Annotated in this window: 26 protein-coding genes; 19 read left to right on the forward strand and 7 right to left on the reverse strand. The window is 60.0% G+C overall.

Annotated elements, in window-relative coordinates; translation table 11 throughout:
• On the reverse strand, positions 1–550 hold a 550-nt coding region (locus LAT62_RS09645; protein ID WP_293382631.1), incomplete at its 3' end, for a methionyl-tRNA formyltransferase.
• Positions 551–628: 78 nt separating this feature from the next.
• The gene (def, locus tag LAT62_RS09650) at positions 629–1,132 is read right to left on the reverse strand and encodes a peptide deformylase (protein WP_293382634.1); all 504 of its coding nucleotides are present in this window, start codon (positions 1,130–1,132) and stop codon (positions 629–631) included.
• Positions 1,133–1,359: 227 nt separating this feature from the next.
• Between def and LAT62_RS09655 the strand changes: the two genes are divergently transcribed.
• From LAT62_RS09655 to aroE, 5 genes are all read left to right on the forward strand, one after another.
• Positions 1,360–2,448, forward strand: a complete 1,089-nt coding sequence (locus LAT62_RS09655) for a LysM peptidoglycan-binding domain-containing protein (RefSeq protein WP_293382637.1) — start codon at positions 1,360–1,362, stop codon at positions 2,446–2,448.
• Between the two features lie 127 nt (positions 2,449–2,575).
• On the forward strand, positions 2,576–3,685 hold the full coding sequence (gene dprA / locus LAT62_RS09660) for a DNA-processing protein DprA (protein WP_293382640.1): 1,110 nt from the start codon (positions 2,576–2,578) through the stop codon (positions 3,683–3,685).
• 43 nt (positions 3,686–3,728) lie between these two features.
• A complete protein-coding gene (locus LAT62_RS09665; protein ID WP_293382643.1) occupies positions 3,729–4,280 on the forward strand; it encodes a Sua5/YciO/YrdC/YwlC family protein in 552 nt (183 codons plus the stop codon).
• A 28-nt stretch (positions 4,281–4,308) separates the two neighbouring features.
• Positions 4,309–5,208 carry an oxygen-dependent coproporphyrinogen oxidase gene (gene hemF, locus LAT62_RS09670; protein ID WP_293382646.1) on the forward strand — a complete coding sequence of 300 codons (900 nt, stop codon included), beginning with the start codon at positions 4,309–4,311 and terminating at the stop codon, positions 5,206–5,208.
• Positions 5,205–6,053, forward strand: coding sequence for a shikimate dehydrogenase (gene aroE, locus LAT62_RS09675; RefSeq protein ID WP_293382648.1), 849 nt, complete (start codon positions 5,205–5,207; stop codon positions 6,051–6,053). Before hemF ends, aroE begins: the two co-directional genes overlap by 4 nt.
• Before the next feature lie 9 nt (positions 6,054–6,062).
• Here the strand turns inward: aroE and LAT62_RS09680 are convergent, their stop codons facing one another.
• On the reverse strand, positions 6,063–6,620 hold the full coding sequence (locus tag LAT62_RS09680) for a gamma carbonic anhydrase family protein (protein WP_293382651.1): 558 nt from the start codon (positions 6,618–6,620) through the stop codon (positions 6,063–6,065).
• Between the two features lie 70 nt (positions 6,621–6,690).
• On the opposite strand from LAT62_RS09680, the gene LAT62_RS09685 reads away from it, so the two are divergent.
• The 8 genes from LAT62_RS09685 to LAT62_RS09720 all read left to right on the forward strand — a co-directional run bounded on the left by LAT62_RS09685 (position 6,691) and on the right by LAT62_RS09720 (position 16,233).
• On the forward strand, positions 6,691–8,748 hold the full coding sequence (locus tag LAT62_RS09685; RefSeq protein ID WP_293382654.1) for a M3 family metallopeptidase: 2,058 nt from the start codon (positions 6,691–6,693) through the stop codon (positions 8,746–8,748).
• Positions 8,745–9,293, forward strand: a complete 549-nt coding sequence (locus tag LAT62_RS09690) for a YqgE/AlgH family protein (RefSeq protein WP_293382657.1) — start codon at positions 8,745–8,747, stop codon at positions 9,291–9,293. Before LAT62_RS09685 ends, LAT62_RS09690 begins: the two co-directional genes overlap by 4 nt.
• Positions 9,294–9,320: 27 nt before the next feature.
• Positions 9,321–11,960 carry a phosphoenolpyruvate carboxylase gene (gene ppc / locus LAT62_RS09695; protein WP_293382660.1) on the forward strand — a complete coding sequence of 880 codons (2,640 nt, stop codon included), beginning with the start codon at positions 9,321–9,323 and terminating at the stop codon, positions 11,958–11,960.
• Positions 11,961–11,984: 24 nt separating this feature from the next.
• Positions 11,985–13,025 (forward strand): glutathione synthase, encoded by a 1,041-nt coding sequence (gshB, locus tag LAT62_RS09700; protein WP_293382663.1) that lies wholly within the window; start codon positions 11,985–11,987, stop codon positions 13,023–13,025.
• A 441-nt stretch (positions 13,026–13,466) separates the two neighbouring features.
• Positions 13,467–14,297, forward strand: coding sequence for a helix-turn-helix domain-containing protein (locus tag LAT62_RS09705; RefSeq protein WP_293382665.1), 831 nt, complete (start codon positions 13,467–13,469; stop codon positions 14,295–14,297).
• 57 nt (positions 14,298–14,354) lie between these two features.
• Positions 14,355–14,591 carry a YheV family putative zinc ribbon protein gene (locus LAT62_RS09710; RefSeq protein ID WP_293382668.1) on the forward strand — a complete coding sequence of 79 codons (237 nt, stop codon included), beginning with the start codon at positions 14,355–14,357 and terminating at the stop codon, positions 14,589–14,591.
• A gap of 50 nt (positions 14,592–14,641) precedes the next feature.
• On the forward strand, positions 14,642–15,142 hold the full coding sequence (gene purE / locus LAT62_RS09715; protein WP_293382671.1) for a 5-(carboxyamino)imidazole ribonucleotide mutase: 501 nt from the start codon (positions 14,642–14,644) through the stop codon (positions 15,140–15,142).
• Entirely contained in the window at positions 15,139–16,233 is a 1,095-nt protein-coding gene (locus LAT62_RS09720) for a 5-(carboxyamino)imidazole ribonucleotide synthase (protein ID WP_293382674.1), read from the forward strand. Before purE ends, LAT62_RS09720 begins: the two co-directional genes overlap by 4 nt.
• Here the strand turns inward: LAT62_RS09720 and LAT62_RS09725 are convergent.
• The 4 genes from LAT62_RS09725 to LAT62_RS09740 all read right to left on the reverse strand — a co-directional run bounded on the left by LAT62_RS09725 (position 16,221) and on the right by LAT62_RS09740 (position 20,185).
• Positions 16,221–17,171 (reverse strand): tripartite tricarboxylate transporter substrate binding protein, encoded by a 951-nt coding sequence (locus tag LAT62_RS09725; RefSeq protein WP_293382677.1) that lies wholly within the window; start codon positions 17,169–17,171, stop codon positions 16,221–16,223. The two genes, LAT62_RS09720 and LAT62_RS09725, sit on opposite strands and share 13 nt — an antisense overlap.
• A 94-nt stretch (positions 17,172–17,265) precedes the next feature.
• Entirely contained in the window at positions 17,266–18,207 is a 942-nt protein-coding gene (locus LAT62_RS09730; RefSeq protein ID WP_293382680.1) for a tripartite tricarboxylate transporter substrate binding protein, read from the reverse strand.
• Between the two features lie 99 nt (positions 18,208–18,306).
• Positions 18,307–19,248, reverse strand: a complete 942-nt coding sequence (locus LAT62_RS09735) for a tripartite tricarboxylate transporter substrate binding protein (RefSeq protein ID WP_293382683.1) — start codon at positions 19,246–19,248, stop codon at positions 18,307–18,309.
• 4 nt (positions 19,249–19,252) lie between these two features.
• Positions 19,253–20,185 carry a tripartite tricarboxylate transporter substrate binding protein gene (locus tag LAT62_RS09740; protein WP_293382686.1) on the reverse strand — a complete coding sequence of 311 codons (933 nt, stop codon included), beginning with the start codon at positions 20,183–20,185 and terminating at the stop codon, positions 19,253–19,255.
• Between the two features lie 172 nt (positions 20,186–20,357).
• On the opposite strand from LAT62_RS09740, the gene mnmG reads away from it, so the two are divergent.
• The 6 genes from mnmG to atpB form a co-directional block, all read left to right on the forward strand.
• Entirely contained in the window at positions 20,358–22,244 is a 1,887-nt protein-coding gene (mnmG, locus tag LAT62_RS09745) for a tRNA uridine-5-carboxymethylaminomethyl(34) synthesis enzyme MnmG (protein ID WP_293382689.1), read from the forward strand.
• Positions 22,244–22,876, forward strand: a complete 633-nt coding sequence (gene rsmG, locus LAT62_RS09750) for a 16S rRNA (guanine(527)-N(7))-methyltransferase RsmG (protein WP_293382692.1) — start codon at positions 22,244–22,246, stop codon at positions 22,874–22,876. Before mnmG ends, rsmG begins: the two co-directional genes overlap by 1 nt.
• A gap of 43 nt (positions 22,877–22,919) precedes the next feature.
• Entirely contained in the window at positions 22,920–23,705 is a 786-nt protein-coding gene (locus tag LAT62_RS09755; RefSeq protein ID WP_293382695.1) for a ParA family protein, read from the forward strand.
• 19 nt (positions 23,706–23,724) lie between these two features.
• A complete protein-coding gene (locus LAT62_RS09760) occupies positions 23,725–24,642 on the forward strand; it encodes a ParB/RepB/Spo0J family partition protein (protein WP_293382698.1) in 918 nt (305 codons plus the stop codon).
• Positions 24,643–24,811: 169 nt separating this feature from the next.
• On the forward strand, positions 24,812–25,213 hold the full coding sequence (locus LAT62_RS09765) for an ATP synthase subunit I (RefSeq protein ID WP_293382701.1): 402 nt from the start codon (positions 24,812–24,814) through the stop codon (positions 25,211–25,213).
• The coding region (gene atpB, locus LAT62_RS09770) for a F0F1 ATP synthase subunit A (protein WP_293382704.1) at positions 25,191–25,895 on the forward strand (705 nt) is incomplete at its 3' end. The genes LAT62_RS09765 and atpB, both read left to right, overlap by 23 nt.

Here is a 25,895-nt window from a genome sequence, read left to right on the forward strand (position 1 = left end):
GAAAGGTCAGCAGAGCCTGACTGCCCAGGTCGGCCAGGGTGTCATGCAATTGGCCGCCAGTGGTGTCGGCCTTGATGGCCGTGCCTTCGCTGAGCATCACCGGGCCGGTATCCAGGCCTTCGTCCATCAGCATCAGTGCCACGCCTGATTCGGTATCTCCGGCCTGAATGGCCCGTTGAATAGGCGCCGCACCGCGCCAGCGCGGCAGCAGAGAGGCATGTACATTGACACAGCCGAGTCGGGGTATGGCCAGAATGTCGGCCGGCAGCAGCAGGCCATAGGCGATCACGATCAGCAGATCCGGCTTCAGCTCAGCCAGCTCTGCCACGGCGTCAGGCTGTTTCAGTGAGGGGGGTTGCAGTACCGGAATGCCGGCCTCTTCAGCGACCTTCTTGACCGGTGACGCCATCGGCTGGCGACCACGGCCTGCCGGGCGGTCCGGCTGACTATAGACAGCAATGGGCCTGATGCCCTGTGCCAGCATTCGGGCGAGAGGGAGTGCCGCAAACTCTGGCGTGCCAGCGAACACAATGCGCAGCGCCTGCTCCATATACCGGGAATCCTTGCATTGGGTGGGTGATCAGCAGTGGCGCAGAGCAGAACGGGCGTCTCCACTGCGCACTTGCAGTCATGCCATTGAGCGGTGGGCCTTTTCCAGCTTCTTGCGGATACGGCCCCGTTTCAGCGTCGACAGATAATCCACGAAGAGTTTGCCGGCGAGATGATCGCATTCATGCTGGATGCAGATCGCCAACAGGTCACGGGCTTCCATGGTGAACGGCTCACCATTCCGATCGAGCGCATTGACGCGAATGTGGTCTTTGCGTGTGACTTCTTCATAGTACCCGGGCACCGACAGGCAGCCTTCCGGGTACTGAATATCCTCACCCAGCAGCTCCAGCTCGGGGTTGATGAACACGTGGGGCTCGTTCTGGTCTTCCGACACGTCCACCACAATAATGCGCTGGTGCACATTGACCTGAGTCGCTGCCAGGCCGATGCCGGGCGCATCGTACATGGTTTCCAGCATGTCATCGCACAGCGTGCGGATGGTATCATCTACCCGGTCCACCGGCTTGGCCTGGGTGCGCAGCCGGGGGTCGGGAAATTCCAGAATGTCGAGTTTAGCCATGATAATCAGTGTCTCGCGACGGTATAGTGAGCCATTTTCAGCCTGTACAAACTTTGAACCGGACCACATTTCTGGCCATCGGGAGCCCCCTGAACCGCACTATCCGGCGCAACTGCACCTCTGGTGCGTTTTCAGGGTGGCCAAATTGGTTTAAGCTTAGACACAGACTGGCCATGATTATACATCATTCGGAAGGCCAAGACCCACAACCGGTAGGGACTGAAATAATGAAAAAATGGCTCCTCGGTCCGTTGGCCGCCCTCAGTGTGGTCCTGATGCCGACCCTTTGGGCAGACACCCTGCAGCTTCGTGATGATGTTCCGGAGCGATATACCGTACAGCGTGGTGACACGCTGTGGGATATTGCTGCGATGTATCTGAGCGAACCCTGGCGCTGGGAAGATATCTGGCTGATCAACCCCGAATTGGATAACCCTCATCTCATTTTCCCCGGGGATGTGCTGCGGCTTACCTATGTTGACGGTGAACCACGTCTGACCATTGATGATCGTGCCGACCGGCCTGTTCGGCTGACGGCCGAAGATATGGATGATGACGGCGTAGTCAGGCTCAGCCCGACGGTCCGGGTTCAGCCGCTGGAAGGTGCCATTCCGACTATCCCCCGAGAGCGGATTTCCGCCTTTCTCAATCGCAGCCTGATTGTCTCGGAAGATACGCTGGAAGAAGCGGCGTATGTGGTTGGTGGCGATGAAGGCCGGATCGTGCTGGGTGCCGGTGATCGGGTTTACGCCCGTGGCAGCTGGGGCGAACCGGGTGATGTGTATGAAGTGTTCCGGCGCGGTGAACGCTACATCGATTCCGAAACCGGTGAAACGCTTGGCATCGAAGCCATTGGCCTGGGTCTGGGTGAGCTCGAGACCCTGCAGGGTGACATAGCGCGGGTGCAACTGACCCAGAGCCAGCAGAACATTCGTGTCAGTGACCGGTTGCTGCTGATCAGCAGAGAGTCACCGAGCAGTGTGTTCTTCCCGTCGGCACCCGATCCGGATGTGCGGGGCCAGATTCTGAATGTCGCCGACGGTGGGCAACTGATTGGTCAGTTCAATGTGGTGCTGCTGAATCGCGGCACAGTCGATGGCGTCGAGGAAGGTCATGTATTCGACGTGGCGCGGCCGGGCGATCAGATCAGAGATCCGTTGAACAATGATGTGTTGCAATTGCCGGGAGACCGCACCGGTAGCCTGATGGTTTTCCGGGTGTTTGATCGGTTGTCCTATGGGTTGATCCTGACCGCTACCAATACCATACGCGTTGGTGATCAGATTCAGTCTCCGGATCTGTCCAGTTTGCCCTGACGACTGGCCGTGGACTGACATGAAACAGACCCGACCAGGGATGCGTCGGGTGCTACCAAAGGCAGAACAGATGTTGTTTCCGGTCATCGCCCGGGACTTTTCTTGAACTGCTGACAAGGATGAAGGTATGCAGATTGAAGCTTCACAACTTCCCTGGCTGGTGCTGCATCTGGTTCCCGGTATGTCCGGACCACGACTTTGCCGCCTGTTGGAAATCCGTGGCACAGCAGACGCGCTTCTGCACTGTTCACCATCGGAACTCATAACACTGGGTTGGTCCATGGATCTTGCCCAGCGCACGGTCCTCGCCATGCGCGACCCCTGGGGCCAACTGCCTGAACTGAAAGCCATTGCCAACTGGGCCGCCCGCCCCGGAAACCGTCTGCTGACCCCCACAGATGACGACTACCCCGCCGTGCTCCAGAAAATCCTGCCGGACCCGCCGCCCGTTTTGTATCTGCGCGGTGACAGTGCTCTGTTGCATCAACCGCATCTGGCCGTGGTTGGCAGTCGCAAACCCAGTGCAGCCAATCGCCGACTGACCCATGACTGGTGTCGGGAACTGGCCGCCGCCGGCCTGATCATCAGCAGCGGTCTGGCAAAAGGTATCGACGCAGCAGCACACCGGGGCACTCTGGCAGCGAGTGGGCAAACCCTGGCCGTGCTGGGCAGCGGCCTGGACAATGTCTACCCGACCTCTCATGTGGGCCTGGTGGACGACATTCTGGCATCCGGGGGTGCTATCCTGTCGGAACTGCCGCCGGACACGCCGCCTTATGCCGGAAACTTCCCGAAACGCAACCGGCTGGTTGCTGCTCTGGCCGAAGCCGTGCTGGTTGTAGAGGCAGCGCAACGCAGTGGCTCCCTGATCACGGCACGACTGGCTGCAGAATATGGGCGGGAAGTACTGGCCCTGCCCGGACATCCGCATGAAGAGGGCAGTCAGGGTACCAACCGACTGATTCAGGATGGCGCCATGCTGGTCGATCAATGGCACAATGTCGCCGATCTGTTCGGTCACCTGGAGGTGGCTGCAGCGAAGCCGGCAGATCAGGCTCTGACCGATTTCCAGGCCAGGGTCTTCAAGGCCATTGGCACACTTCCCACAGCGCTGGAAACCTTGTCGGTCACCCTGGACTGCCCACCCGAGCAGCTTTATGAACCTCTGCTGGAACTGGAAATATCCGGGCTGGTAGGTTCGCAAGGCGGCAGCTATGTGCGTCTGCGCGGGCCCTGAAGTACAATGCCGGTCACGCTAGGCAACAGAGTACGGCATATCAATGACTTGGCTTGCGCCGGAACCCATCCGGCAGGTTTTCTTTGGCGGCGGTCTGCTGGCCTATCCTACCGAGGCCGTCTGGGGGCTGGGCTGCGATCCGTTCAATGCCACCGCCGTTACCCGGCTGCTGGCGCTCAAGCAGCGACCGGTCGCCAAAGGTTTGATTCTGGTTGCCGGAGATTGGTGGGTACTGGCACCCTGGCTGGCGCATCTGTCCGCCGAGCAGCAAGGCCAGCTGCGGGAAACCTGGCCTGGCCCGGTGACCTGGTTGATACCGCGCCCGCCGGGAATGCCATACTGGATTACCGGTCAGCATGACAGCCTGGCCGTGCGCCTCAGTGCCCATCCGACCGTGCGCCAGTTGACCCGGGCAACCGGTGTGCCCCTGGTGTCTACCAGCGCCAACCGCAGTGGGCATCGGGCGGCCCGACATGGCTGGCAGGTTAGGCAATGGCTGGGGGACTCCGTCGAGTTGTATGTGCCGGGCAGGACCGGCGGAGCCACTCGCCCTTCGACCATCCGGGACCTGGCCACTGGCGCCATATTGCGCTGACATTCCGTTGAATAACACAGAGGCATTGATGGAACTCCACCCAGTCAGACACTACCTCACTCAGCTCCAGAACCGGGTTTGCTCGGCACTGGAAGCGGAAGACCCCGGCCACCAGTTTGTCGAAGATGTATGGGTAAGACCCCAGGGGGGAGGGGGGGCTACTCGTATCCTGGAAGAAGGGCAGGTGTTCGAGAAGGCCGGTGTTGGGTTTTCCCACGTTCAGGGTGACCAGCTACCCCCCTCGGCGGCGGCCAACCGCCCAGAGCTTGCGGGGCGGCGCTGGCAGGCCATGGGGGTGTCCCTGGTGATTCACCCCCGCAACCCCTATGTGCCGACGGCCCATGCCAATGTGCGCCTTTTTGCCGCGGAGAAACCCGGTGCCGACCCGGTATGGTGGTTTGGCGGCGGGTTTGACCTCACCCCCTACTACGGGTTCAGCGAGGATTGTGTGCACTGGCACCAGACCGCACATGATCTGTGTCTGCCGTTCGGTGCCGATGTTTATTCGCGTTACAAGACCTGGTGTGATGAGTATTTCTACCTGCCACACCGGCAGGAGCCCAGAGGTATCGGCGGGCTCTTCTATGATGACCTCAACGACTGGGGCTTTGAAACCTGCTTCGCCTTCATGCAGGCCGTTGGTGGTGGCTTTGTTGATGCCTATTTGCCTATTGTTCAGCGGCGCAAGGCAACACCTTTCGGGGCTCGCGAGCGCGACTGGCAGGCGGTGCGGCGCGGGCGTTATGTGGAGTTCAATCTGGTCCATGATCGCGGTACGCTGTTCGGGCTGCAGTCGGGTGGGCGAACTGAGTCCATTCTGATGAGTTTGCCTCCCAGAGTGGAGTGGCACTATGGCCATACCCCGGAAGACGGCAGCGCAGAGCAGCAACTGCTGCAGACTTTTCTGACCCGCAAGGAGTGGCTATGAACTATCATTTCGCAGTGCTCGGTCACCCCGTCAGCCACAGCCGGTCGCCTGACATCCATCATCAATTCGCCCGTGACCTTGGCCTGAGCGTTCAGTACGAGGCCATAGACATTCCCGAGGATGCTTTCGAAGCGCGGGTTCAGCAACTCATCGAGGCCGGGATGCACGGGTTCAATGTGACCGTGCCGCACAAGGAAACCGCCTGTCAGTGGGTGGCGAACCTGACGGCCAGGGCCAGCCGCGCCGGGGCGGTGAACACGCTGCTCCAGGATCCGGATCGACCCGGTCAGTGGCTGGGTGACAATACTGACGGCGCAGGTCTGCTCTATGATCTGACGCACCTTCAGGGGCTTGTTCTGGAAGGCAGGCGCGTATTGTTGATCGGTGCCGGTGGGGCTGTCAGGGGCGTCCTGGAACCTTTGCTGGAAGCTCAGCCCCTTGCAGTGCACGTCGCCAATCGGACACCGGCGCGCGCCGAAGAGATGGTGGAGCACTTTGCAGATACGGCGCAGGCCTGCGGTACCGAACTCACGGGCGGCGGGTTTGACACTGTCAGCCCCGGTTGGGATATCGTCATCAATGGGTCGGCAGCGAGTCTGCAGGGCGACATCCCCGCCATTGATGCTGCTGTCATGGCGGGCGTCAGTGCCTGCTATGACATGATGTACAGCGCTGACGCAACCCCCTTCAATGTGTGGGCCAGTGCACAGGGTGTACCGCGCTGCATGGATGGGCTGGGCATGCTGGTCGGCCAGGCCGCCGAGTCCTTCACTCTGTGGACCGGCCAGCGGCCGGACGCGGCTCCGGTGCTTGCGGCGCTGCGCAAAAAGCTGAGTGGAAAGTAGGCCGTCCGATCAGCGACCGCTGTTGCGTCGGTGGATTCCGGCTTCCAGATATTCGTCCTTGAGGCGGACATAGTTGGCGGCGGTGTAGCGGAAGAAAGACTTCTCCTTGTCGCTCAATGCCCGTACCTGCCGGGCCGGGCTGCCCATGTAAACGAAGCCACTTTCCAGTGTCTTGCCCGAGGGGACCAGGGTGCCCGCCCCGATCACTACCTGATCTTCAACCACGGCACCGTCGAGTACCCGGGCACCGATACCCACCAGAATCTGGTTGCCCAGCGTGCAGCCATGCAGGCAGGCCTGGTGGCCGATGGTGACATCATCGCCGATAACCAGTGGGTATCCACCCGGGTTGTAGTCACTGGCATGGGTGATGTGCAGCACGGCGCCGTCCTGCACCGAGGTGCGAGCACCCACCCGGATAGCGTGCATGTCACCGCGAATCACGGCGCCCGGCCAAACGGAGACATCGTCCCCCAGTTCCACGTCTCCGAGCACAAAAGCGAGTGGGTCGATCATTACGCGTTCGCCGGTGCGCGGGGCCTTGTCTCGAAAACTGATTCTGCTCATGGTCGGTTCTGCAATTGATCCTGAAGGAAAACGACCCCACTATAGCAGAAACACTTGTGAGGACACCCTGATGACTGCTGACGCCAACCCTCTGTTGACTGCGTCCGAACTGCCGCCATTTTCAAGGCTGCAGGCAGAGCAGGTGCTGCCTGCCGTCGACACCCTGATCACCCGGTCGAGGGCCGTGATCGAGGCCATTGCCGCCGATACCGGCCCCGCCACCTGGGAGACTGTCGTGGCACCACTGGAACAGTCGGGGGACGAACTTGAACAGGCGTTCACACCGGTCAGTCATCTCGCCAGCGTGCGAGATCGACCGGAATGGCGGGATGTCTATCGCGACGTGGTGCAAAAACTGACCGACTTCGAGACCGAGGCAGCGCAGCACCCCGGGCTCTATGCCCGCTATCAGTCCTTGCGCAGCGGCCCGGCCTGGGACAGTCTCTCGCCGGCGCAGAAGACGGTCGTCGAGCATGCGTTGCGCGACGGCAAGCTGGCCGGTATCAATTTGCCAGCCGAGCAGCAGGGCAGATTCCGTACTCTGATGTCAGAGCTGGCGACGCTGTCCAACCAGTTTTCGGAGCACTTGCTGGATGCCACCCAGGGTTGGTCATTGCTGGTCGAGGATCAAGGCCGCCTGGAAGGTCTGCCGGATACCGCGCTTGATACGCTGGCTGCCAACGCTGAGGCAGCGGGCAAACAGGGCTGGCTGATCAATCTGGAATTTCCTTCCTATCTGCCGATCATTACCTACGCCAATGATCGGGAACTGCGGCAAACCGTTCATGAGGCCTTCAATACCAGGGCCTCGGATCAGGGGCCGAATGCCGGCCAGTGGGACAACAGTGACTTGATGGTCGAGATCCTGCACCGCCGCCATGAAGCGGCGAACCTGCTGGGGTTCGACAATTTCGCTGAAGAGGCCCTGACCACACGCATGGCGTCGTCAGTATCGGAAGTGCGTGAATTTCTGCTCCACTTGGCCGACCGCGCGCTGCCACAGGCACGCACCGAACTGGAGGAATTGCGCCTTTTTGCGCTTGAAGAGCTGGGTCTCGATGAACTGCAGCCCTGGGATCTGGCCTGGGCCAGCGAGCGCCTCAAGCAGCAGCGCTATGCCATTTCTGAAGAACAGCTCAAGCCCTATTTCCCGGTCGACCGGGTGCTAAGCGGTATGTTCGAGCTGGTACGCCGACTGTATGGCATCGATATCGTTGAAGAACAGGACTTCGATACCTATCACCCGGACGTGCGCCTGTTCGCCTTGCAGGAGCAGGGCGTCACCGTGGCCCGCTTTTTCCTCGATCCCTATGCCCGACAGGGCAAGCGGGGTGGTGCCTGGATGGCAGACTGCCGCAGTCGCCGGCGCACCGACATTGGCCTGCAGTTGCCGGTGGCGTTCCTCAACTGCAACTTCACGGCCCCGGTGGGCGGCAGGCCGGGTTTGCTGACCCATGACGAGGTGACTACCCTGTTTCATGAGTTCGGGCATGGATTGCATCACATGCTCACTGAAGTCGACGAAGGGTCTGTCAGTGGCATCAAGGGCGTGTCCTGGGATGCGGTCGAGTTGCCCAGCCAGTTCATGGAAAATTTCTGCTGGGAACCGGAAGCACTGGCCTTTATTTCGGGTCATGTCGACACCGGTGAGCCACTGCCCGAGAACTTGCTGGAGCGCATGCTGAAGGCGCGCAACTTCCAGTCAGCCATGCAGATGGTTCGGCAACTGGAGTTTTCACTGTTTGATCTGGAGCTGCATGTCAATTGGACACCGGACGCCGATGTTGCGTTTGTCCGTCGTACGCTGCAGGACGTCAGAGACCGCGTGTGCGTGGTCCCCGTGGCACCCTGGCAGCGTTTCGAGAACAGCTTCGGGCATGTTTTTGCCGGCGGCTACGCTGCGGGCTACTACAGTTACAAGTGGGCCGAGGTACTGAGTGCCGACGCCTTCAGCCGGTTTGAAGAGGAGGGTCTTTTTGCACCTGCACCCGCACAGGAGTTTCGCCAGACGGTTCTGGCACAGGGCGGTTCGGCGCCTGCCGAAGAGCTCTACAAGGCGTTTCGGGGCCGCGCGCCAGAGATTGACGCCCTGTTGCGCCATAGTGGAATAATGGTGCCGTCTGCATGAAGCACCCACTCACCCATTACCTGCTGGTCGCCATGCCGCTATTGCAGGACGCCTTTTTTGCGCGCGCCGTGGTCTATATTGTGCAGCATGACGATGACGGCGCCATGGGCGTTATCATCAACAAGCCGGTTGCCATGACCCAGATCGAACTGTTGCAGAACCTGGGCATTGATGGCCCCGGGCTGCAGCAGGCGCCGCCTCTGGTGTTTGGCGGGCCGGTGATGCGCGAGCGCGGGTTTGTGCTGCATGGCGATAGGGGTGACTGGGAGTCGACGGTGAACAATGATCACTGGGGTATCACGACGTCACGCGATATTCTGGAAGCCATTGCACAGGGTTCCGGCCATGATCGCTATCAGATATGTCTCGGCTATTCCGGCTGGGGTGCCGGGCAACTGGAAGAAGAGCTGGCCGCCAATGCCTGGCTGACGGTGCCGGCGAGGGCGGGTCTGGTTTTCGACTGTGCACCTTACGAACGCTATGATGCGGCGCTCAATGAGCTCGGCATTGACCCTGCTATGCTCTCCTCCGGGGGGCAGGCGTGAACAGCAGGTTTGAGGAATAGAGGCGATATGGCTGCACATGCACAGTTGCGACAACAGGTCCGTCGTCTGGGTGAACTCCTCGGGCGTACCATCGCGCGCGCCGAAGGCGAAGAGTGTCTGGCGCAGATCGAGACGCTGCGCCAGCAGGGCAAGGCAGCGCGCGAAGGCCATACCGACGCCCGTCAGGACATGGCCCGGGTGTTCCGAGAGCTGCCTGACGAGTCGTTGCTGACGCAGGCCAGGGCCTTCACCCAGTTTCTCAATCTGGCCAATATCGCCGAGCAGCACCATACCGTATCGCCGGTGGGGCGGGCGTCACAGCCTTATCCGGACCCGCTGCTCGATCTCTTGGCACGTTTGGCACAGGACGGTCAACCGCAGGAGGCGCTGCAGGCTGCGGTCAATCGACTGCAGATGGATATGGTGCTGACGGCTCATCCCACCGAGGTCACCCGGCGTACGCTGATCCACAAATACAGCGAATTGGCCGGCCAACTGGAGCATTGGGACGAGGGTGCAGACCCGGCGCTGCTGCAGGCAACAGACCGGCGTATTGAAGAGCTGGTCAGCCAGGCCTGGCATACCGAAGAAATCCGTTCCCGACGGCCGACGCCTGTTGATGAGGCGCGCTGGGGCTTTGCCGTTATCGAGAACTCGCTGTGGGAAGCCGCGCCGCGCTTTATCCGGGACTACGAAGAAACGCTGGCACGACATGACCTGGAATTGCCGTTGCAGGCCCAGCCCTTGCGTTTTTCTTCCTGGATGGGAGGCGATCGCGACGGCAACCCCAATGTCACCGCTGCGGTGACCGAAGAAGTTCTGCTGCTGGCGCGCTGGAAAGCGGCCGAGCTGTTTGCCGAGGATCTTCACGAGCTTGGCTCCGAGTTGTCCATGGCCGCCTGTACCGACTCGTTCCGCACCCTGGCCGGCGATGGCCCCGAGCCCTATCGGGCGTTGCTCAAGTCACTGCGCAATCGGCTGCTGCAGGCCAAGGACGCGATCCATCGACGGCTGGCGGGTGACCGGGTCAACCTCGACGACTGCCTGCTCAGCGACAGCGCCCTCTATACACCACTGCAGGCCTGCCATGAATCGCTGCTGGCCTGCGGGCTGGATGCCATTGCCAACGGACGTCTGCGCGATACCCTGCGTCGGGTCGTGACGTTTGGCGCCAGTCTGCAGCGCCTGGACATCCGTCAGCACAGTGAGCGGCATCTGGAAGCTATCGGTGAACTGACGCGCTATCTGGGCCTCGGTGACTACACACAGTGGGCAGAAGCGGACAAGCAGGCCTTCCTGCTGCGGGAACTGGCCAGCAAGCGTCCTCTGATACCGCCCCGCTGGTCCCCCTCGGCAGACACCGAAGAAGTGCTCGCCACCTGTCGCACCATCAGCCGCTTTCCGCAGGAATCTTTCGGGCTGTATGTGATCTCGATGGCCAGCCAGCCTTCGGACATTCTGGCGGTGCAGTTGCTGCTGCGCGAATGTGGTGTCGACTGGCCCATGCCGGTCGCTCCCCTGTTTGAAACCCTGGCGGACCTGGATGGTGCCCCGGATACCATGGGCGCGCTGCTTGAGATCGACTGGTATCGAGGCTATGCCCAGGGACACCAGCATGTCATGATCGGCTACTCCGACTCGGCCAAGGATGCCGGTGTTCTGGCGGCCAGTTGGGCGCAGTATCGGGCCCAGGAAGCGCTGGTGAAGCTGGTGCGTGACCATGGCATGACGCTTACCCTGTTCCATGGTCGGGGCGGCAGTATCGGCCGCGGGGGCGGTCCGGCGCATGCCGCCATACTGTCGCAGCCTCCCGGCTCGGTGGAAGGCGGCCTGCGGGTGACCGAGCAGGGCGAGATGATTCGCTTCAAGTTCGGTCTTCCGGATCTTGCCGTGCGCAGCCTGCAGTTGTATGCCAGCGCGCTGCTCGAAGCCATGTTATTGCCGCCACCGGAACCGGAGGGCAACTGGCGTGACCTGATGGACCGGCTGGCCGCTGACTCCTGTCAACGTTATCGCGGTGTGGTACGAGATGACCCGGACTTCGTGCCGTTTTTCCGGGCCGCGACACCCGAACAGGAATTGGCCAAGCTGCCTCTGGGCAGCCGACCGACCAAACGCAAGCAGGGGGGTGGTGTGGAGTCGCTGCGCGCCATACCCTGGATTTTTGCCTGGTCGCAAAATCGACTGCTGCTGCCGAGTTGGCTGGGCGCTGTCGAAGCGCTGCGCGAGGCGCAGGACGACGGCGATCGGGCCGCGCTGGACAGCATGAGCCGTGACTGGCCGTTTTTCGCCTCGCGACTGGCCATGCTGGAAATGGTCTTCATGAAGACCGATGCTGACCTGTCCCGGGCCTATGCGGAACGACTGGTGCCGGCTGAACTGCAGCCGCTGGGCCAGGCGCTCGCCGATCGGCTGCAGGCAGATGCGGCGGCGTTGAAAGCGCTGCTCAGTGAAGAGGTGCTGATGCGTGGAGACCAGTGGAACCGGGAAAGTATCCTGTTGCGCGAGCCCTACATCGAGCCACTGCACTGGTTGCAGATCGAGTTGCTGGCGCGGGAGCGCGAGGGCGACCGGGAAGGGTGGTCCAAAGCCCGCATGGACGTGATCGAAAAGGCCCTGATGGTGACCATCGGAGGCATCGCCGCCGGAATGCGCAATACCGGCTGAGTCAAATACCACAGGACAGTTCGAATGCATGTAGGTTTTCTGATTGAAGATTGGGCCAATATGGAGCCCGGCAAGAGTTCCACACTGCTGATGATGCAGGAGTGCATGCAGCGCGGCCACAAGGTGTCGGTCTTGTATGTACGCAACTTGACGGTGCGCAACAATGCGGTCCTGGGATTCCTGAAGCGGGTGCGCATGCCCGGAGACAAGGTGCCGGAGCAGATTGCCTCCTTTCACAAGAAGGCCTTGCTGGAGGACAAGCTGATTCCGCTGCAGGCGCTGGATGTCATCTTCATCCGCAAAGACCCGCCGATTGACCCTATCACCTACAATTTTCTCGACTCGGTGAAAGACCTGACCATGGTGGTCAATGAAGTGGATGGCCTGCGCAAGGCCAACAACAAGCTCTATACCACCACCTTTCATGATCCGGACAACGAATTCCTGCCGATCACGCATGTGTCCAAGAACAAGGACTATCTGCTGCGCATGATCGAGGAATCCGAAGATGACCGCATGATTCTCAAGCCGCTGGATGGCTCGGGCGGTCGCGGTGTGATCGTGCTTGAAAAAAGCGCCATGACCAATATCAATTCACTGCTCGACTTCTACATTGATGGCGGGCGCAATTACGTCATTCTGCAGGAGTTTATCGAAGGTGCTGATCAGGGCGATGTACGGGTGATGATGCTCAACGGGCGCTTCATCGGTGCTTATAACCGCAAGCCCGCAGACGGTGAGTTTCGCGCCAATTTACAGACCGGCGGCAGTGCCCATGCCTACACCATGACGGCAAGCCAGAAGCGAATCCTGCGCAAGGTGGGGCCCAAGCTGGCGCGTGATGGGCTCTATTTCGTCGGGCTGGACATGATTGGTGACAAGATACTGGAGGTCAACGTGTGCAACCCGGGCGGGATCACCAACATCAATCGCCTCAGCAAGGTCCGTTTGCAAAGACTGGTGGTCGACTTCCTGGAAGAAAAAGTCCATGAACGACACCAGGACTCGACAGAAATGCACGACCGGTTGGCCCGCCGCCATCTCTCGAAACAGGAAGAGCATTGAACGGATCCCGTGCCATAAAAAAGACCCGGTACCATTGAGGTGGCCGGGCCAGGTCGGGACAAGAGGGTGCTTACTGTTGCTGAAAGCTGTGTCCCTGTTCCGCAAGCATGGTGCTCTTTCATTTTCCAAAAATTGCAGAATCCTTTCTGCACCCTCAGCGATCAGGCTCGCACAAGACCTGTCATGCTGTGGGCCACCGTCCCTGGTGACACCGTCCCTGGTGAGGCAGAACAAGAGCAGTGTATGTTATTTCCTTCCCCGGTTTTATGTCCGATACTTGCCAAAAACAGCCCTCAGAATGACAACTTCTGTCTACTCGACTGCCAAAGGAAACAGGAACCAGTGCACAGAACAGGGTTCGACGACTTGCGGAAAGTACAAGGATTCGCACAATAGTGTTCAAACCCTGGTATGCGGTTACCCGCGGGTGCAGTCGCTGTCATGACACATAACCTGAAGCCGGTGGCTGACCGGATCCGGGCCGAATACAAACCCCGAATGCTGGACTTCACGGCACTGGAGGTGGGCATTGGTGAATGCTATGCCCAGAATCTGCGTCGTCTGAGGGCGGAATTTGGCTGGGGTCAGATGACGATCTCGGATGTGATGGGGGTGTCTCGAACGCAGTATCGCAACTACGAGCAGGGTGGCTCCTTCCCCAAAATGAGCACCACTGCCCGGTTCATGCAGGTGACCGGCGTTCCCTTTCCCTATTTTTTTCTGGGCAGTGCCTATGAGTCCCTGTTCAGCACGCTGCACATTCGCTCCGATTGGTTGCCGTTGCAGATATTTGCCGGCCGTGCCAGTGATATTCAGTTTGCCGCTCTGGTCGACATCCTGGAGGAGCATCTGGATCGGAAACTGGCCAAGCCGGAAATTCTCACCGTCTTCAGTTGGCCGGAAGCCACAGACGTGCAGGCTGAACTGGATCAGTACTATGAACTGGTGGCCCAGGGGTTGCGGCAATTCCGGGAGGTGGTGGGTTGCTCGCAGGATGACATGGCCGAGATGCTGGGCACCACCCAGCGCACCCTGTGCCGCTATGAAGACTCGGGCGAGGAGCCCCATTTCAGTGTCGTGATGGCGTTGCGGTTGTGGGCAGCGACCGGGATCGCACCCATCTGGCTGATGTACGGCACCTGCTTCTTTCGCATGCGCATGTTGCAGCACCAGCGCATGGGCTTTCTGGGCTCACTGCTCAATGATGTGCCCGCCAGATCCCGAGAGCAAATTACCAATCTGGTGCGGCAAGTCAGCCGACTCACCCTCTGACCTTTACGCCTATTCTGGTACAATGCCGCTTTTCATTCTCGGTATCTGAATATGGTCATGCGATTCATTGCAGGCGCGGTGTGTCCGGCCTGTGGCAGTCAGGATTCAATGCGGGCCGAACTGTCCAGCGACGGCGAAGGCCAGTACCGGGAGTGCGTTGAGTGCGGTTTCAACGAAAAGGGTACTGCAGAGCAGGTCGCTGCTCAGCCGGCTTCCCGGCTGGCGGACAACACGGACGCGGAGGGTCGGCAACCGATCCGTATCCTCCATGACCCGCGCAACCACAAACCCTGATCAGAGACCGCGTCGCCAATCAGGATCGACAAATTTCGAGGACAGACTGAATGAGTGCACCCAAAGTAGGTGTCATCATGGGTTCCGTTTCAGACTGGGAAACCATGCAGCACGCCGCAGAAACGCTGGACAACCTGGGTATTCCCCATGAGACCCGGGTCGTATCGGCGCACCGCACGCCGGATCTGCTGTTCGAATACGCAGAGCAGGCGGTGGCCCGCGGTCTGCAGGTCATTATTGCCGGGGCCGGCGGTGCCGCTCACCTGCCCGGCATGTGTGCCGCAAAGACCGCTCTGCCAGTGCTGGGTGTGCCGGTGCAATCGAAAGCCCTGAACGGCATGGATTCACTGCTCAGCATCGTGCAGATGCCGGCGGGGATTCCCACGGGTACTCTGGCCATTGGCAAGGCGGGCGCCATCAACTCGGCGTTGCTGGCGGGCGCCATCATTGGGCTGCAGGACACTCAGGTGCAACAGCGGTTGCAGGATTTTCGGCAGGCGCAGACGGACAAGGTGCTGGCCCGCCCCGATCCTTCGGAGCCGACACCATGACCACTCTGGGTATAGCAGGCGCCGGCCAGCTGGGTCGGATGATGACATTGGCTGCGGCGCCGCTGGGCATACGCACGGTGATGCTGGATCCGAGCCGCGACGCCTGTGGGCAGCGGTTCGGCGATCATCTGGTGGCCGACTTTGATGATCTGGAGGCCATGGCATCGCTGGCGCAGCAGGTCGATGTGGCCACCTTCGAGTTCGAAAACATCCCGCCGGAGTCCGTCGCGAAACTGGCGGAGCAGGTGCCGGTGCACCCACCGGCAGAGGCACTGGCCACGGCCCGGGATCGCTGGGCGGAAAAGTCACTGTTTCGTGATCTGGATATCCCGTTGCCACCGGTAGCCCGGATCGACAGTCAGGAAGATCTGGATCAGGCCGTCCGGGAAATCGGCCTGCCGGCCGTATTGAAAACCCGCACCCTGGGTTATGACGGCAAGGGTCAGAAAGTTCTGCGCGATCAGGACGATGTTGCCGGGGCTCATGCCGAGCTGGGGGCACTGCCTTGTGTGCTGGAAGGCTTTGTGAACTTCTCGCAGGAAGTCTCCTGCCTGGGCGTGCGCACTGCCAAGGGGCAGATGCGGTTCTATGACCTGGTGGTGAATGAGCACGATGCCGGCATCCTGTTCCGTTCACAACCGGCGCCGGGCCATCGCCTGCAGTCACTGGCGGAAGACTATACCGGGCGCGTCATGGAGCATCTGAATTATGTCGGGGTCATGGCGTTCGAATTCTTCTGTGTCGAAGGGCAACTGCTGGCCAACGAGATTGCTCCGCGCGTTCACAACTCCGGGCACTGGACAATCGAAGGTGCGCGCACCAGCCAGTTTGAAAACCATGTGCGCGCCGTGTGCGGCCTGCCGCTGGGCAGTACGGAAACCCGGGAAGCCGTGGTGATGCTCAATGTCTATGGTGAGCGGCCGAATGTGACCGAGTTGCTGTCCATACCCGGTGCGGCCTGGCATGACTATGAAAAAGTACCGCGGCCAGGACGCAAGATCGGGCATATCACGCTGCATGCTGCCGATATGAGGCGCCTGCAGGGCATCGAGCAGGCGGCACGGGCCTGCTTGCGCAATCAGCGCTCCTGAGAGACTTCGCCTATCTTGCTGAACTGCTCCAATTGCTCGGCAAAGAGCCTGGTCAGCTTGGCTTCATCCACAAAGGTGACGGGCATGCGGATGCGCTCTTCGGTAACTTCGATGAACCGCTGGTCTTCTGTCGCTCGCTTTGCGGCGGCGCTCAGACGGCTCACATGTTCCTCCGGCGTATCAGCGGGTACTGCGATCACCCGGTAGGCATGCATGTCCATGTCGTAGCCCAGCTCACCCAATGTCGGCACGTCCGGATAGGCCATCAGGCGCTCGCGGGTTGGGCTGGCCAGTATCCGCATTTCACCACTGTCGGTATAGGCGCTGTGGGTGCCGCCACTAAACGCGATATGAGCTTCGCCGTTGATGATCAGCGGTGCCATGCCGGCTCCTCCGGTTGTGGGCAGCATGCGCAGTGATACGCCTTCTCCCTGCATGATGGACTCGATGACATACTGGTCGTGCGGGTTCTGTGTCGCATAGATCAGCTCCCCTTGCTCCCGGCCAAACTCGAGCATGTCTTCCCAGGTGGAAAAGGGCGTATCCGGGCCGGTCACAAAGGCCGCCTGGTCCAGGGTGATGCCGGCGACAAAACGATAGCTGTCGAGATCGTAGGAGGTGGCTGTGGTGAGGGGTGTGAACACGAAGGGATTGGACAGCCCGTACTGGAAGACATAGCCCCCGTCCTGACTGCCTGCCAGCATGGCGGCGGCATTGCCTCCACCACGGCCTGGAAAGTGCAGTATGTCTACCGGCTGATCCAGTTCTTCAGCCATGATCTCGGCCAGCACCTGAGCCTGAACATCCGTGCTGCCACCCGGGTTGAACCCGATCAGCAGCGTCAGCGTTCGCGAGGGAAAGCTGTCGCTTGCAAGGGCTCCGGTCACGGCCGTAAGTCCAAGACACCCCAACAGGGCCAGGCTAGGGACCATCCGCATCGTTCTGCTCCGTGAGCATCCTGAGACACTCATGCATCATCATTTCAAGAAATAATAGTCAATTCCCGGGGAGAGTTACAGGCAGAAGGGCGCGTCAGCGTCCCTGAAGTCCCTCGCTGAACTGTACCGTCTGCGCGGCCAACAGTGCGCTCAGGTCGTCTTCATTGATAAAGGTGACGGGCATTCTGGTGCGTGATTCGGTGACATCGATAAATCGCTGGTCTTCAGTCGCCCGCTGGGCAGCCTCGCTGAGGCGGGTAACATGCTCCTCCGGAGTGTCCGCGGGAACCACAATGATCCGGTGGGTATGCATCTCCAGATCGTAGCCGAGTTCATGCAGTGTCCGAACGTCAGGATAGCCCATCAGGCGATCGCGCGTGGGGCTGGCCAGCATGCGCATCTCACCACTGTCGGTGTAACCGCTGTGAGTACCGCCGCTGAAGGCGAAATGAGCCTCGCCATTGATGATCAGTGGTGCCATGTCGGCACCGCCACTGGTGGGCAGAATGCGCAGGTTGATGCCTTCTTCTTCCATGATGGATTCGATGAGGAGTTGGTCATACTGGCTCTGGGTCACATAAATCAAATCGCCACGCTCCCGGCCATAGGCGAGCATGTCTTCCCAGTTGGCAAACGGCGTATCGGGGCCGGTGACGAAGGCCGACTGTTCCAGAGCGACGCCGGCGACAAAGCGATAGCTGTCTATAGTGTAGGATGTGACGGCGGTCAGCGGTGTGAAGACAAAAGGATTGGAGTGCCCGTATTGGAAGACATAGCCGCCAACCTGGCTGCTGGCCAGCATGGCCGCCGCATTGCCGCCACCGCGGCCCGGAAAGTGCAGTATGTCTACCCGCTGGCCCAAATCCTCAGCCATGACTTCAGCCAATACCTGAGCCTGGATGTCCGTGCTGCCACCCGGGTTGAACCCGATCAGCAGTGTCAGCGGCCTGGAGGGGAAGCTTTCATTTGCCAGTACATCGGTAACGGCCGCAAGTCCAAGACACACCAGCAGGGCCAGACAAGGAACCATCCGCATCGTTCTGCTCCGTGAGCATTCTGTGATGCTCGATTTCGACTACTGTAAAAAGAATAGCCAATTCCGGGTGCAAGATACAGGCAGAAAGTGCGGGTCGGCTCAGCGAGCCTCAAGTGCCTCAATGAACAAACGTACCTGCTCGGCGAAAACCATGTTGAGCTCTTCTTCGCCGACAAAGACCACCGGCATTTTGGTGCGCGACTCGGCAACCTCGATAAACCGCTGATCTTCAGTGGCGCGTTTTGCTGCCGCACTCAGCCGGATGACATGCTCTTCCGGTGTATCTGCCGGCACGGCCAGGACTCGATAACTCAGCACCTCGATAGCGTAGCCCAGTTCAGACAGCGTCGGTACCTCCGGATAGGCCATCAGCCGGTCGCGGTTGGGGCTGGCCAGCAGGCGCATGTCACCGTTGTCTGTGTAGGCGGTGTGGGTGCCGCCACTGATCCCGAAATGAGCGTCTCCATTGATGATCATGGGTGCCATGCTTGCACCGCCGGTCGTGGGGAGAACGCGCACAGCAATACCTTCTTCCCGCATGATGGATTCGATGACAAACCGGTCATACGGGCTCTGGGTGGCATAAGTCAACTCGCCCTGTTCGCGGCCATAGGCAATCATTTCATCCCAGGTTGAAAACGGCGTATCGGGGCCGGTTACAAAGGCAAACTGGGCCTCCAGGACGCCCGCAACAAAGCGATAGCTGTCCAGAGCGAAAGAGGTATCGGATATCAGTGGCGTGATCAGGAAGGGACTGGCATGCCCGTACTGGAACACATGGCCGCCGTCCTGGCTGGCTGCCAGCATGGCTGCTGCATTGCCGCCACCCTGTCCCTGGTAGTAGAGCAGTTCCACCGGCTGGCCCAGCTCTTCGGCCATGATCTCTGCCAGTACCTGAGCCTGCATATCAGTGCTGCCACCTGGATTGAACCCCAGCAGCATGGTGAGCGGCCTTGAAGGAAAGCTGTCGCTGCCCATGGCGGCGGGCAGACCCGTCAGCCAGAGGCACCCGATCAGAGCCATGTATCGGGCAAGCCGCATCGTTTTACTCCCGGAGCATTTGTTCATGTTCGCTCACCTGTTGTTCAAACACCGCATCCAGTTCCGGTTCCGGGATATAGACGACCGGCATACGGGTTACGTCCTCGGCCACAGCAACAAACCGTTCGTCCCGGGTGGCTGCCCGGGCGGCACTGGCCAGTATTTCGATATGGTGGTCCGGCGTATCGGCCGGCGTCACCAGCACCCGAAAGGCATGCAGGTCATGGGGATACCCCAGTTCACTCACTGTGGGGACGTCGGGATAGTCGGCCAGTCGCTCCCGGGTCAGCGCCGCCAGCACCCGCATTTCTCCCGAGTCTGTAAAGCCACTGTGGGTGCCGCCGCTGTAACCCAGCGCCACTTCCCCGGAGATCACCAGCGGCGCCATCTCGGATCCGCCAGAAGTCGGCACAATATTGAGCCGGATACCCTCCTGTCGGGCAATGGCTTCCATCAGAATCCGGTCCTGCACCGTCTGAGTAGCGTAGCTGAGTTCACCTGTTTCCCGGGCATATTCGATCAAATCTTCCAGGCTGGCGAAAAGCGAGTCTCCGGCGGTCACCAGAGCCGACTGGTGCAGCGTCAACCCGGCGACAAAGCGGAAGCTCTCATAATCGTAGGAGGTGGGAGACGTCAGCGGTGTAAGTACAAACGGCAGCGAGAGCCCATACTGGAAGACGTAACCCTGATCCCTGCTTTCAGCCAGCATGGCTGCTGCCAGGCTGGACCCCTGTCCGGGGAAATGAACCACATTGACTGGCTGGCCGAGTTGCTCTGCCATGATCTCCGCCAATACCTGGCCCTGCACATCTGTACTGCCTCCGGCAGTAAAGCCAATCAGCATGGTGATTGGACGGTTGGGAAAATCTTCCGAAATCGCATTGAGTGACAGCAGCATGGCGCCCGCAAGGGCCACAAGTCTGATGATCGTGGTCATGTGTGATGTGCCTGAGTCTATTATTATTTGATCGCATGATCAGTTTAGGGTGCAATCGGGGCCCTGTCCAAGCCTGTCTGTTGGAAGCTCATTCGGCACAGGCCTTTGCTGTGCACTTTTTATCCGTATAATGAGCAGCCCGCTGAATCCATCACACTCAATGAGGCGTTCCGTGAATTTTCCCAGCCGTTTCGATGTCATTGTCATAGGTGGCGGCCATGCCGGTACCGAAGCTGCTCTGGCCGCTGCCCGCATGGGCGTCCGGACCCTGCTGCTGACGCACAACATCGAAACCATTGGCGTCATGTCCTGCAACCCGGCCATCGGTGGCATCGGCAAGAGTCATCTGGTCAAGGAAATCGATGCCCTGGGCGGCGCCATGGCCAGCGCGACGGATCGGGGCGGTATTCAGTTTCGGGTGCTCAACAGCCGCAAGGGGCCTGCCGTGCGTGCGACCCGCGCGCAGGCCGATCGCCAACTGTATCGGTCAGCGATTCGTGACATAGTCGAAGGTCAGGAAAATCTGTGGATTTTTCAGCAGGGTGCCGATGACCTGATGGTTGAAGGTGACCGGGTGACCGGGGTCGTTACGCAAACCGGTATTCGGATAGAAGGCAGCACCGTGGTGCTGACCGCAGGCACCTTTTTGGGTGGTCGCATCCACGTGGGCAAGGACCATTATCAGGGCGGCCGCATGGGCGATGCGCCGGCCAACCGACTGGCCGAGCGCCTGCGCGAAATGCCCTTCCGGGTGGGTCGCCTGAAGACCGGCACGCCGGCCCGGATTGATGCCCGCAGCGTGGATTTTTCCGCGATGGAAGAGCAGTGGGGTGACACGCCACTGCCCGTCATGTCGTATATGGGGCGGGTGGAAGAGCACCCCGAGCAGGTGTGTTGCCATATCACGCATACCACCGAGCGCACGCATGAGATCATTCGCGACAACCTCGACAAGTCCGCCATGTACAGCGGCAATATCGAGGGTGTGGGTCCGCGCTATTGTCCGTCCATTGAAGACAAGGTGGTGCGTTTTGCCGACAAGTCGTCGCACCAGATTTTTGTCGAGCCCGAAGGGCTTAACTCGAACGAACTCTATCCCAATGGCATATCGACCAGCCTGCCCTTTGATGTGCAGACGGCCTTCATCCAAAGCATCAAGGGATTCGAGCAGGCCCATATCACCCGCCCGGGCTATGCCATCGAATATGACTATTTCGACCCGCAGGACCTGCGTCACTGGATGGAAACGCGCTTTCTCGGCAACCTGTTTTTTGCCGGCCAGATCAATGGCACCACTGGCTATGAAGAAGCCGGTGCCCAGGGGCTTTTGGCAGGCCTCAATGCAGCGCAGCGCGCTCGCGGGGCCGAACCCTGGTATCCGCGTCGTGACGAAGCCTACACGGGCGTGCTGATTGATGACCTGATCACCATGGGCACCCGCGAGCCCTACCGTATGTTTACCAGCCGCGCCGAATACCGGCTGCTGCTGCGCGAGGACAATGCCGACCAGCGACTGACCGAACAGGGTCGTGCTTTGGGCTTGGTGGATGATGAGCGCTGGGCCGCCTTCTGCACCAAGCAGGAAGCCATTGGGCGGGAACGCGAGCGCCTGCGCACCACCTTCATCCACCCCGACACCCCGGAAGCCGAGCAGGCGACTGCCTGGCTGGAGCAGCCACTGAAGCGGGAATACTCATTACTTGAACTGCTCAAGCGGCCGCAGGTCGGCTATCGTGATGTGGCGGCGCTGGCTGACCCTGCCGAACCGATCACTGATATTGTGGCCGAGTTGGTGGAAACGGAAATCAAGTATGCCGGCTATATTCAGCGCCAGCAGGAAGAAATCGAACAACTGCGCCGCCACGAAAACACCCTGCTGCCGGACGATCTGGACTACGACAAGATCAGCGGGTTGTCCAATGAGGTGCGCCAGAAGCTGATCCAGACGCGGCCGGGAACGCTGGCCCAGGCCAGTCGTATTTCCGGCGTCACACCAGCGGCGGTCAGCCTGCTGCTGGTGCACCTGAAAAAGCACGCTGCCGTGCGCAAGTCAGCCTGATGAGCGAAGCCAAATATCGCGCGGCCCTGCAGGCAGGTGCCGACACCCTGGCGGTGCAGCTTGAGCCGCACCAGATCGACACATTGCTGGCCTTTCATGCTGGCCTGAGCAAGTGGAATCAGGCCTACAATCTGACCGCCGTACGCGACCCGCTGGAGATGATCCACCGCCATCTGCTCGATAGTCTGGCCATTGTGCCCTTTCTGTCGGCCGGTACCCTGCTGGATGTCGGCACGGGCGCCGGCCTCCCGGGCGTTGTGGTCGCCATCGTCCGACCGGACATCCAGGTCACCTGTCTGGACAGCAACGGCAAGAAGATCCGTTTCATTCGCCAGATGATTCTGGAGCTCGGACTAAAACAGGTTGCAACCACACAGGCGCGTGTGGAATCCTTTACCGCTGAACCCTTTTCAGCGATCACCAGTCGTGCTTTTGCCACCCTGGGTGACATGGTGCAGTGGTCGCGACACCTGCTTGCCCCTGAAGGACAGTTTCTGGCCATGAAAGGTCAGTATCCAGAGGCGGAATTGGCGGCATTGCCCGCCGATGTCAATGTGCTCGCCGTGCAACAACTGCATGTGCCGGGCGTGCCCGGAGAGCGTCATCTGGTCCGCCTCGGACTGCATGACTGAACCCTTGCCAACCCTCAGAGCAGCAGGAAACCGGAGTGAATGCATGAAAAAAGTCATTGCCGTCACCAACCAGAAGGGTGGCGTGGGCAAAACCACGACGGCGATCAATCTCGCGGCCTCCCTTGTTGCGACCAAGCGACGTGTGCTGCTGGTGGATCTGGACCCTCAGGGCAATGCCACCATGGGCAGTGGCGTGGACAAAAGCCAGCTTGAAAAGCACCTTTATCATGTCCTGATAGAAGGCGTTGCAGCGAAAGAAGTCCTGCAGGCCTCACCCGAGGGGCAATACGATGTGCTGCCCTCCAATGGTGATGTGACGGCTGCCGAGGTTGAATTGCTGTCCATGCCCGAGCGCGAGCAGCGTCTCAAAAGAGCGCTGGCGCCGCTGCGCGATGACTATGACGTCATCATTCTGGACTGCCCGCCGTCGCTCAATATGCTGACGGTCAATGCGCTGACCGCGGCGGATGGCGTACTGATACCGGTACAGTGCGAATATTTTGCGCTGGAAGGCATTGCCGCGCTGCTCGAAACCATCGAGCAGATACAGGCCGAGATCAATCCTCAACTGACCGTCGAAGGCGTCCTGCGCACCATGTATGATGCGCGTACCAGTCTGACCAATGATGTGTCCAACGAGCTGAAAAATTATTTCGGCAAGACGCTCTATCGCACCGTGATTCCGCGCAATATCCGGGTGGCCGAAGCGCCGTCCTACGGCCTGCCGGTCATGCACTATGATCAGTCGTCGCGGGGCGCCCTGTCCTATCTGGCGCTGGCGGGTGAGATGATCCGGCGCCAGGAAGACGCACCACAACCACAACACTGAGGCAGGAAGCAGCAACACCATGGCGAGCAGAAAACGCGGTCTGGGCAAAGGCCTGAGCAGTCTGATCAGTCAGCCGGCGGTACCGGTGTCATCGTCGTCCGAAGCCGGCACCCCGTCGCCGGCCGAGACGACTCACAGTGGCGTGTCCGCTGCCGAAGGTGAGTTGCGCTACCTGCCCATTGACCAGTTGCAGCCGGGGCAATACCAGCCACGCCGTGATATGGGTACCGAGGCGCTGGAGGAATTGGCGGCGTCCATTCGCTCGCAGGGCATTATCGAGCCCATCGTCGTGCGCCCGATCACCAGCAGCCGATTCGAGATCATAGCCGGCGAGCGTCGCTGGCGCGCCGCGCGCATGGCAGAGCTGGAGCAGGTCCCCGCCGTGGTGCGCGAGGCGAGCGACGAAGATGCGATCGCCATGGCGCTGATCGAGAATATTCAGCGCGAAGACCTGACGCCGGTTGAAGAAGCCACTGCGTTGCAGCGTCTGCAAAAGGAATTCGATCTGACCCAGCAGGAAGTGGCCGACATCGTGGGCAAGAAGCGGGCGACGGTGGCCAACCTGCTGCGCCTGCTCAATCTGAGCCCTGAAGTGCGCCGGCTGCTCGAAGACGGTGACCTGGAGATGGGGCATGCACGGGCCCTGCTGGCGCTGGAAGGCGAGGCACAGGCCCGAGCCGCCAACGAAGTCGTTGCACGGGGTCTGAATGTGCGCCAGACAGAGCAGCTGGTGCGTCAGGTAATGGAAGGCGGTGACCAGAAAGCGGCGGCCAGAAAAGCGCCGGTGGATGCCAACATCAAGAAACTCGAAGAAACACTGGCCAATCGAATCGGTGCTCCGGTGTCGATTCAGCACAAGTCCAGCGGCAAGGGGTCACTGGTGATTCGCTACAGTAACCTCGACGAATTGGATGGCATTCTGAACCACCTGAAATAGCCGCCTCAGGCGGGTTCATACACGCCGCTGACATTTTTGCGGCGGAATTTCAATCAATGGTTGATGAGCCTCATCCTTATCCCTATACTTTGGCGCGTTTTAGCGGATATTCGGCGTTTCGGTGGCGACAGACGGACAGGCGGCAGAGTCCACAATATTCAAACGCTACATGATCAGGGGTCTGTTACTGGAGACCGCCGTGATCATGATCGCAGCCGCACTGTTGGCCATCGCTTCTCCCCTGGTGGGGTGGTCTGTCCTGTTGGGCGGGTCGGTCTATATGGTTCCGCACGGATTGTTCACTCTGATGAGTCTGCGACACATTGGAGATACCCAGTCCGCTCGTCTGCTGGTGTCACTGGCCGTGGGTTTTATCGGCAAGCTGGTGTTCATCGCCCTGGGGCTGGGGCTGATTTTGACGCAAGACGTTGAAGTCTCCGGGCTGCCGCTGATGCTGGCGCTGGTGATTTTCTATTTGTCTGGGCTGATATTGACCGGTTTCCTAAGTTCAAAGGCTGCTGCGGCAGCAGAAGAGGCAAAAATCAACCATGGCATACGAGAACCCCTCTGAGTATATCAATCACCACCTCACCAACCTGACCTACGGGCGCCACCCGGAATTGGGCTGGAAGCTTGCTGAGAGTGGCTCCGAAGCATCTGAAATGGGCTTCATGTCCATACATGTCGACTCCATGATGTGGGGTATCGGTCTGGGCGCCCTGTTTCTGTTCCTGTTCTGGCGGGCTGCGAAAAAGGCTACCAGTGATCAGCCCGGTGGTTTTCAGAACGCCATAGAAATGATTCTCGAGTTCATCGACGACACCGTTAAGCAGGTGTTTCATGGCAAATCCGGCCCGCTGGGCCCGATCGCCCTGACCATCTTCATGTGGGTGCTGCTGATGAACTCCATGAAACTGCTGCCGGTCGATCTGGTGCCCTACACGCTGGAGCAGTTCGGTGTCGGCTATCAGAAGATCGCCCCGACCACCAACCCCAACGTGACGCTCGGCATGGCCACCTTCGTGCTGATGATGGTGGTGTACTACTCCTTCAAGGTGAAGGGTTTCGGGTTCATCAAGGAACTCTGCTTCACGCCCTTCAACCACTGGCTCTTCATTCCCGTCAATCTGTTCATGGAACTGGTCGGTCTGCTCTCCAAGCCGCTCAGCCTCGGCCTGCGTCTGTTCGGTAACATGTACGCGGGTGAAATGATCTTTATCCTGATCGCACTGATGTTCAGTGCCGGGTTCCTG

The sequence above is a fragment of the Natronospirillum sp. genome (assembly GCF_022565775.1).
Classification (GTDB): Bacteria; Pseudomonadota; Gammaproteobacteria; order Pseudomonadales; family Natronospirillaceae; genus Natronospirillum.